Origin of the sequence: Acinetobacter higginsii (genome assembly GCF_000369525.1) — a bacterium.
GTDB lineage: Bacteria > Pseudomonadota > Gammaproteobacteria > Pseudomonadales > Moraxellaceae > Acinetobacter > Acinetobacter higginsii.
The window spans coordinates 246,139-254,719 of sequence record NZ_KB850076.1; the positions used below are offsets into that span (position 1 = coordinate 246,139).

Genomic DNA, 8,581 nt, shown 5'->3' on the forward strand with positions numbered 1-8,581 from the left:
GTTTAACGATCAAGCGTTTTGTTTTTGTACGTCGAGATTTAAGCAATCTTGCTCTTTTTGCAATTGCTTAACCAATGGTTCAAACATATTTTGGTTGTTTTCGTTCAAGTGCATCAGTGTTTTGTGTGCATCGAGCACAGTGTTGAGCATTGCGCTGTGCGTTACTTGCTCTTCTGTAAGCTCCAATGTACATACACTTGGATCGCCACAGTAGTTTAAAATCACAAATACTTGCCCAAGCCCCATGCTATTGGCCAAGGTCGTAATATCTGGATTTGTCGAGAGCATAACGGCTTGTATGTGATGAACTTGCTTAAGCTTTAAACCTAGTTTTGCCAATATACCTAAAACAGTACTGTCAATAAACGTGGTTTCGGTTAAGTCAACGATTGCACCAACAACATTTTGCTGTTGTTCAATTCGATTGAGTAGTTTGTCTAGACTTATACAAGAGTGAGCACGCACTTCGCCAATAAGCTTGAAAATATGCGTTCCGTTCAAACTTGCATATTCAACATGACCTGTTGACATATAAATGCCATTTTCAGAGAAAGGATATGAAATTATCCCATAGTGATATTGGAGACACAAGTGGTTGGAGGGTGTGATTTAATTAAGATATTGATTTTAATGTTAATTCATTCGGCATATGCTCAAAATTGCAATGTCATCTGCTACATGTTCAGGGGCTTTGAATGAGTCATTTTGAAGATGTTCGACCAATTGATTAAACTGATCGTTCAGACCACCATCAAATGGTTCCAAGGCACCATCAGAGCATAAAATGAACCGCGCATGACGACTTAATTTACAGTGGTGTTCTTCGACTTCAAGCTCTTCAGTCAGGCCAAGTGGAAAGCTGCTGGTCGTTAGAATCTGAGGAGGTTGATTCGGTTCAAAAATAATGGGGGGAGGGTAATGTCCTGCACTTGACCAACGCACTTCATGGGTGACTAAATTTAAGATCCCAGCAACCATGGTAATGTGTTTTTCAATATTCTCTTGTACCAACATTGCATTCAGCTTTTGAATCAATTGACTTGGTGTTTTTGAACGGCCATGAAAGGCTGCCATCCACGAGGTTAATAAGCTACTGGTGACGCCATGTCCTGAAACATCAGCCAGATAGAACAATACTTCTTCATCATTTAAACGCCAATAATCATACCAATCCCCAGATAAATAAGCAGATGGTTGAAAAAGGGATTCAAACTGATAGTTTGGTAATTCGATTGGATTCGGTAAAAGACGTTTTTGTAATTCGGCAGCAGAGGGCAAATCTCGACTATCTTGATTACGTTTGTATTGAGCATCTATTTTAAACAAAGAATGAATCGGATTTTTTGGCAAACTATCCCAAATCCAACCTGCTAATGCACCTTGTTCCCAAGCTTGTGCTAACGCTGTGCCTTCATGTTCAAATGCAAGTACAATTGTTGGGAGTTTCCACTGATATTTTAAAAAGTCTTGTACATCGGCAATTGCAATGATGGTTTGATCATACAAATCCAAGTCATCAATTTGAATGATCTGCAAACTCGGTAACTCAGTTAAAGCTTGATCTAAACAAGGTACGGAACGCGTGGGTTGTATGAAATACATAGATGAATAGCCAATCCTTTGTATGATCATTTAAAATTCATCATAGATGAAAGATGACCTTGGATATAGTATTGCCAGAGTTTAAATTCTCTGGCAATACATAAGTTTGTAAAACATTATTTTAAATTAATCATTTTTCATGGGAAGAGCTGTCATCAATGTCATCTTCATCGCTAATAAAAGAAACATCATTTGAGTCGCCACGCTTTTCTGCGATCTGGAAAGCTTTACGTTGTAAATAGAAATCACGAATCATTGCGTACTTGTCACCTTTTAGACTTTCTTCAATATCAAGAATTTGAGAACGTGCATCAACTGCCTGTAATACATTGGTTGACCAATAAATACCTTCATGATCATCTAGTAAGTATTTTTGTGGACGACCATAGCTATCGGCGGCTAAACCAAAACCATCACGGAATGTACTTGGGCCAAAGAAAGGCAACATCACATAAGGACCAGATGGAACACCATAATAGCCTAGAGTCACACCAAAACTTTCCTCTTCAGTGCTTAAACCCAAACGACGTGCTGGATCAGCAAAACCCAAAGTCGTTAAAGTATTCACTGTAAAACGGCCTAAAGTTTTTGCGGCGCGCGTTGGGCGACCTTGCATTAACTGGTTAACTGCATTCCAAGGTTCACCTAGGTTTTTGCGAAATTGGCGATAGGGACTACGCACAGGTTCTGGCACTTTAGCAACATATTGAATTGCAATAGGCTTTAATAAGTTACGGTCTAACATGTCATTGAATGCATAGACTTGGCGATTCAATGGTTGTAAAGGGTCTTTAACAGAATCAGGTTGTGCTGCATTCGCATTTACTTTTAAGTCATCTTTGGTCAGATGTTTTAAATCTTTGATGGCTTGAATTGTAGAGGTTTTTTGCTCAGCAGTGACTTGGCTTGTTACAGCATTAGCTTGATTGGCTGAATCGCTGGGAGTGTCTTGTGCGACTACTGATGAACATGCTCCAGCAGTTAACAACCCAAGCAAGATAAAATTTGAGTAATGCATATAAGTCCTTAATCGCTGTTAGAGCGAAATAATACAGCCATTAAAATGATTGCGTCATAGAACGCGCAACATAAAGATGAGCATATAGTTTAGTTGTTCTCCTATTATTAAAACAAATTCGATCGAAAAATATAAGAAAAATTGTGATTTTGGTTTAAAAATGTTCACTTGAATAAAAAAGAATGAAAATGGGGTTGTGTTGGATGTGAAATGCTGTAGAATGCACATCCATCGGCGGTGATGCAGATAAAAACTTGTTGAGAAACAAGGATTTGGCTAAAAAGGTTGGATTCTTGGGTTGATTGATAAGTTTGCTAAATATCTAAATTACCTGTTGACTTTTAAGAAATTGAGAGTAATATAGCCGACCTAGCTTGATGATGACGAATCATCGAGAAGATCATTAAGAGAATAGAAGAACAACTTGTGTGGATTTTTACTGGTTGATCGATCGAAAATATTTCATTGATTGAATGGTAAAAATTTCTCGAAGTTTATTTGAGCGAATTTTTAGTCAGAAAATTGATGAGCCAAGATTTGTAGCCATAAGCTACTAATGATTTTAAACTGAAGAGTTTGATCATGGCTCAGATTGAACGCTGGCGGCAGGCTTAACACATGCAAGTCGAGCGGAGTGATGGTGCTTGCACTATCACTTAGCGGCGGACGGGTGAGTAATGCTTAGGAATCTGCCATTTAGTGGGGGACAACATTCCGAAAGGAATGCTAATACCGCATACGTCCTACGGGAGAAAGCAGGGGATCTTCGGACCTTGCGCTAAATGATGAGCCTAAGTCGGATTAGCTAGTTGGTGGGGTAAAGGCCTACCAAGGCGACGATCTGTAGCGGGTCTGAGAGGATGATCCGCCACACTGGGACTGAGACACGGCCCAGACTCCTACGGGAGGCAGCAGTGGGGAATATTGGACAATGGGCGAAAGCCTGATCCAGCCATGCCGCGTGTGTGAAGAAGGCCTTTTGGTTGTAAAGCACTTTAAGCGAGGAGGAGGCTACTAGTACTAATACTACTGGATAGTGGACGTTACTCGCAGAATAAGCACCGGCTAACTCTGTGCCAGCAGCCGCGGTAATACAGAGGGTGCGAGCGTTAATCGGATTTACTGGGCGTAAAGCGTGCGTAGGCGGCTGATTAAGTCGGATGTGAAATCCCTGAGCTTAACTTAGGAATTGCATTCGATACTGGTCAGCTAGAGTATGGGAGAGGATGGTAGAATTCCAGGTGTAGCGGTGAAATGCGTAGAGATCTGGAGGAATACCGATGGCGAAGGCAGCCATCTGGCCTAATACTGACGCTGAGGTACGAAAGCATGGGGAGCAAACAGGATTAGATACCCTGGTAGTCCATGCCGTAAACGATGTCTACTAGCCGTTGGGGCCTTTGAGGCTTTAGTGGCGCAGCTAACGCGATAAGTAGACCGCCTGGGGAGTACGGTCGCAAGACTAAAACTCAAATGAATTGACGGGGGCCCGCACAAGCGGTGGAGCATGTGGTTTAATTCGATGCAACGCGAAGAACCTTACCTGGTCTTGACATAGTAAGAACTTTCCAGAGATGGATTGGTGCCTTCGGGAACTTACATACAGGTGCTGCATGGCTGTCGTCAGCTCGTGTCGTGAGATGTTGGGTTAAGTCCCGCAACGAGCGCAACCCTTTTCCTTATTTGCCAGCGGGTTAAGCCGGGAACTTTAAGGATACTGCCAGTGACAAACTGGAGGAAGGCGGGGACGACGTCAAGTCATCATGGCCCTTACGACCAGGGCTACACACGTGCTACAATGGTCGGTACAAAGGGTTGCTACCTAGCGATAGGATGCTAATCTCAAAAAGCCGATCGTAGTCCGGATTGGAGTCTGCAACTCGACTCCATGAAGTCGGAATCGCTAGTAATCGCGGATCAGAATGCCGCGGTGAATACGTTCCCGGGCCTTGTACACACCGCCCGTCACACCATGGGAGTTTGTTGCACCAGAAGTAGGTAGTCTAACCGCAAGGAGGACGCTTACCACGGTGTGGCCGATGACTGGGGTGAAGTCGTAACAAGGTAGCCGTAGGGGAACCTGCGGCTGGATCACCTCCTTAACGAAAGATTGGTGACTGGTAAGAATCCACAACAAGTTGTTCTTCGAAGATGTATCTGAGGGTCTGTAGCTCAGTTGGTTAGAGCACACGCTTGATAAGCGTGGGGTCACAAGTTCAAGTCTTGTCAGACCCACCAAATCTGATTGCAGTAGCTTGGATTGAAAGATATGTCGTTCATTAAGTGATAAGCTGGGGACTTAGCTTAGTTGGTAGAGCGCCTGCTTTGCACGCAGGAGGTCAGGAGTTCGACTCTCCTAGTCTCCACCATGTACTTTACGGAGTACGAGCTAAAGATTACAGAATTTAGTAAGCAGTTAGCTTATTAACTTCTGTGATTTATCACAGTTTACTACTCACCGACGAGGTGGTAGTTAATCATTAACAGATTAGAAAATTGAGTCTGAAATAAATTGTTCACTCAATTCATTCGAAAGAATGAGATTGAGAACTAGCAAAAACACTGAATCAAGCGTTTTGGTATATGAATTTAGATTGAAGCTGTATGGTGATTAAGTTCACAGACAACGAATAGTAGCAATTAAGTTTGCAACGATAACACTCACTTGTATGTGTTAACGACTGTTTGGGGTTGTATAGTCAAGTAATTAAGTGCATGTGGTGGATGCCTTGGCAGTCAGAGGCGATGAAAGACGTGATAGCCTGCGAAAAGCTCCGGGGAGGCGGCAAATATCCTTTGATCCGGAGATTTCTGAATGGGGGAACCCACCCGCTATAAGGCGGGTATCATAAGCTGAATACATAGGCTTATGAAGCGAACGAGGGGAAGTGAAACATCTCAGTACCCTTAGGAAAAGAAATCAATTGAGATTCCCTTAGTAGCGGCGAGCGAACGGGGAGCAGCCCATTAAGTTGTGTGTGTTCTAGTGGAACGCTCTGGGAAGTGCGAACGTAGAGGGTGATATTCCCGTACACGAAAGGGCACACACAATGATGACGAGTAGGGCGAGGCACGTGAAACCTTGTCTGAATATGGGGGGACCATCCTCCAAGGCTAAATACTCCTGACTGACCGATAGTGAACCAGTACCGTGAGGGAAAGGCGAAAAGAACCCCTGTGAGGGGAGTGAAATAGATCCTGAAACCGCATGCATACAAGCAGTGGGAGCCGACTTGTTCGGTGACTGCGTACCTTTTGTATAATGGGTCAGCGACTTATATTCAGTAGCAAGGTTAACCGAATAGGGGAGCCGTAGAGAAATCGAGTCTTAATAGGGCGTTTAGTTGCTGGGTATAGACCCGAAACCAGGCGATCTATCCATGAGCAGGTTGAAGGTTGGGTAACACTAACTGGAGGACCGAACCCACTGTCGTTGAAAAGCCAGGGGATGACTTGTGGATAGGGGGGAAAGGCTAATCAAGCCTGGTGATAGCTGGTTCTCCCCGAAAGCTATTTAGGTAGCGCCTCGGACGAATACCATTGGGGGTAGAGCACTGTTTCGGCTAGGGGGTCATCCCGACTTACCAAACCGATGCAAACTCCGAATACCAATGAGTACTATCCGGGAGACAGACTGCGGGTGCTAACGTCCGTAGTCAAGAGGAAAACAATCCAGACCGCCAGCTAAGGCCCCAAAATCATAGTTAAGTGGGAAACGATGTGGGAAGGCATAGACAGCTAGGAGGTTGGCTTAGAAGCAGCCACCCTTTAAAGAAAGCGTAATAGCTCACTAGTCGAGTCGGCCTGCGCGGAAGATGTAACGGGGCTAAAACTATGTGCCGAAGCTGCGGATTTGACATTAGTCAAGTGGTAGGGGAGCGTTCTGTAAGCCGATGAAGGTGTATTGAGAAGTATGCTGGAGGTATCAGAAGTGCGAATGCTGACGTGAGTAACGACAAAACGGGTGAAAAACCCGTTCGCTGAAAGACCAAGGGTTCCAGTCCAACGTTAATCGGGGCTGGGTGAGTCGACCCCTAAGGCGAGGCCGAGAGGCGTAGTCGATGGGAAATTGGTTAATATTCCAATACTTCTGTGTAATGCGATGAGAGGACGGAGAAGGTTAAGTCAGCCTGGCGTTGGTTGTCCAGGTGGAAGGTTGTAGGCATGTATCTTAGGCAAATCCGGGGTACTCTATGCTGAGAACTGATAGCAAGCTGTACTTGTACAGTGAAGTGGCTGATACCATGCTTCCAGGAAAAGTCTCTAAGCTTCAGTTACACAGGAATCGTACCCGAAACCGACACAGGTGGTCAGGTCGAGTAGACCAAAGCGCTTGAGAGAACTCTGCTGAAGGAACTAGGCAAAATGGTACCGTAACTTCGGGAGAAGGTACGCTGCTGACGGTGATGGGACTTGCTCCCTGAGCTATTGGCAGCCACAGAAACCAGGCCGCTGCAACTGTTTATTAAAAACATAGCACTCTGCAAACACGAAAGTGGACGTATAGGGTGTGATGCCTGCCCGGTGCTGGAAGGTTAATTGATGGGGTTAGCGTAAGCGAAGCTCTTGATCGAAGCCCCAGTAAACGGCGGCCGTAACTATAACGGTCCTAAGGTAGCGAAATTCCTTGTCGGGTAAGTTCCGACCTGCACGAATGGCATAATGATGGCGGCGCTGTCTCCAGCAGAGGCTCAGTGAAATCGAAATCGCTGTGAAGATGCAGTGTACCCGCGGCTAGACGGAAAGACCCCGTGAACCTTTACTGCAGCTTGACATTGAACTTTGACCTTACTTGTGTAGGATAGGTGGGAGGCTTTGAAGTTGGAACGCCAGTTCCAATGGAGCCGTCCTTGAAATACCACCCTGGTAATGTTGAGGTTCTAACTCTGTCCCGTTATCCGGGACGAGGACCATGTCTGGTGGGTAGTTTGACTGGGGCGGTCTCCTCCTAAAGAGTAACGGAGGAGTACGAAGGTGCGCTCAGCGTGGTCGGAAATCACGCGTAGAGTATAAAGGCAAAAGCGCGCTTAACTGCGAGACCCACAAGTCGAGCAGGTACGAAAGTAGGTCTTAGTGATCCGGTGGTTCTGTATGGAAGGGCCATCGCTCAACGGATAAAAGGTACTCTGGGGATAACAGGCTGATACCGCCCAAGAGTTCATATCGACGGCGGTGTTTGGCACCTCGATGTCGGCTCATCTCATCCTGGGGCTGAAGCAGGTCCCAAGGGTATGGCTGTTCGCCATTTAAAGAGGTACGCGAGCTGGGTTTAGAACGTCGTGAGACAGTTCGGTCCCTATCTACCGTGGGCGCTGGAAATTTGAGAGGATCTGCTCCTAGTACGAGAGGACCAGAGTGGACGAACCTCTGGTGTACCGGTTGTGACGCCAGTCGCATCGCCGGGTAGCTATGTTCGGAAGGGATAACCGCTGAAAGCATCTAAGCGGGAAGCCTACCTCAAGATAAGATTTCCCTAGGAATTTATTCCTCTAAAGAGCCGTTCGAGACTAGGACGTTGATAGGTTGGGTGTGGAAGCACGGTGACGTGTGAAGCTGACCAATACTAATTGCTCGTGAGGCTTGACTATACAACACCCAAACAGTTGTTGTATTCAAGATAAATTCAATACATAACTTGATTTAGTGAATAAACTAGTTACAATACCGACTCAATAATCTAATCCGTTAATAACTCTTTGGACCGTAAGTAAGGCATACGATGAATACATCGTGATTAAGACCCGAAAGCACCACAACAGTTTGCTGGCGACAATAGCAAGTGTGAACCACCTGATCCCTTCCCGAACTCAGAAGTGAAACCTCTTAGCGCTGATGGTAGTGTGGCACTTGCCATGTGAGAGTAAGTCATCGCCAGCTTTTAAATCTAGAACACCCCCAACCTAACGGCTGGGGGTGTTTTTTATTGGGCGGACGGAAAGGTATAATGGGGAGAATCAATCG

At 45.3% G+C, this 8,581-nt stretch carries 3 protein-coding genes, 2 tRNA genes and 3 rRNA genes; 5 read left to right on the forward strand and 3 right to left on the reverse strand.

Translation table 11 applies throughout. The features are described from left to right. Nucleotides 1–9 precede the first annotated feature (9 nt). From gigB to F902_RS21575, 3 genes are all read right to left on the reverse strand, one after another. On the reverse strand, nucleotides 10–531 hold the full coding sequence (gene gigB, locus F902_RS21565) for an anti-anti-sigma factor GigB (protein ID WP_005207099.1): 522 nt from the start codon (nucleotides 529–531) through the stop codon (nucleotides 10–12). A gap of 102 nt (nucleotides 532–633) precedes the next feature. Beyond that, on the reverse strand, nucleotides 634–1,602 hold the full coding sequence (gigA, locus tag F902_RS21570; RefSeq protein ID WP_005207100.1) for an RsbU family protein phosphatase GigA: 969 nt from the start codon (nucleotides 1,600–1,602) through the stop codon (nucleotides 634–636). Nucleotides 1,603–1,732: 130 nt separating this feature from the next. Further along, on the reverse strand, nucleotides 1,733–2,620 hold the full coding sequence (locus F902_RS21575; RefSeq protein WP_004804518.1) for an MlaA family lipoprotein: 888 nt from the start codon (nucleotides 2,618–2,620) through the stop codon (nucleotides 1,733–1,735). Nucleotides 2,621–3,184: 564 nt separating this feature from the next. On the opposite strand from F902_RS21575, the gene F902_RS21580 reads away from it, so the two are divergent. The 5 genes from F902_RS21580 (at nucleotide 3,185) to rrf (ending at nucleotide 8,497) form a co-directional block, all read left to right on the forward strand. Continuing rightward, nucleotides 3,185–4,722, forward strand: a 16S ribosomal RNA gene (locus F902_RS21580). A 59-nt stretch (nucleotides 4,723–4,781) separates the two neighbouring features. Then, nucleotides 4,782–4,858, forward strand: a tRNA-Ile gene (locus tag F902_RS21585). Between the two features lie 55 nt (nucleotides 4,859–4,913). Beyond that, nucleotides 4,914–4,989, forward strand: a tRNA-Ala gene (locus F902_RS21590). Nucleotides 4,990–5,317: 328 nt separating this feature from the next. Beyond that, nucleotides 5,318–8,208 (forward strand): 23S ribosomal RNA (locus F902_RS21595). Between the two features lie 174 nt (nucleotides 8,209–8,382). Beyond that, nucleotides 8,383–8,497: ribosomal RNA gene (gene rrf / locus F902_RS21600) — 5S ribosomal RNA — on the forward strand. The 16S, 23S and 5S rRNA genes sit together here with 2 tRNA genes alongside, the layout of an rRNA operon. The last annotated feature ends 84 nt before the right edge of the window (nucleotides 8,498–8,581 follow it).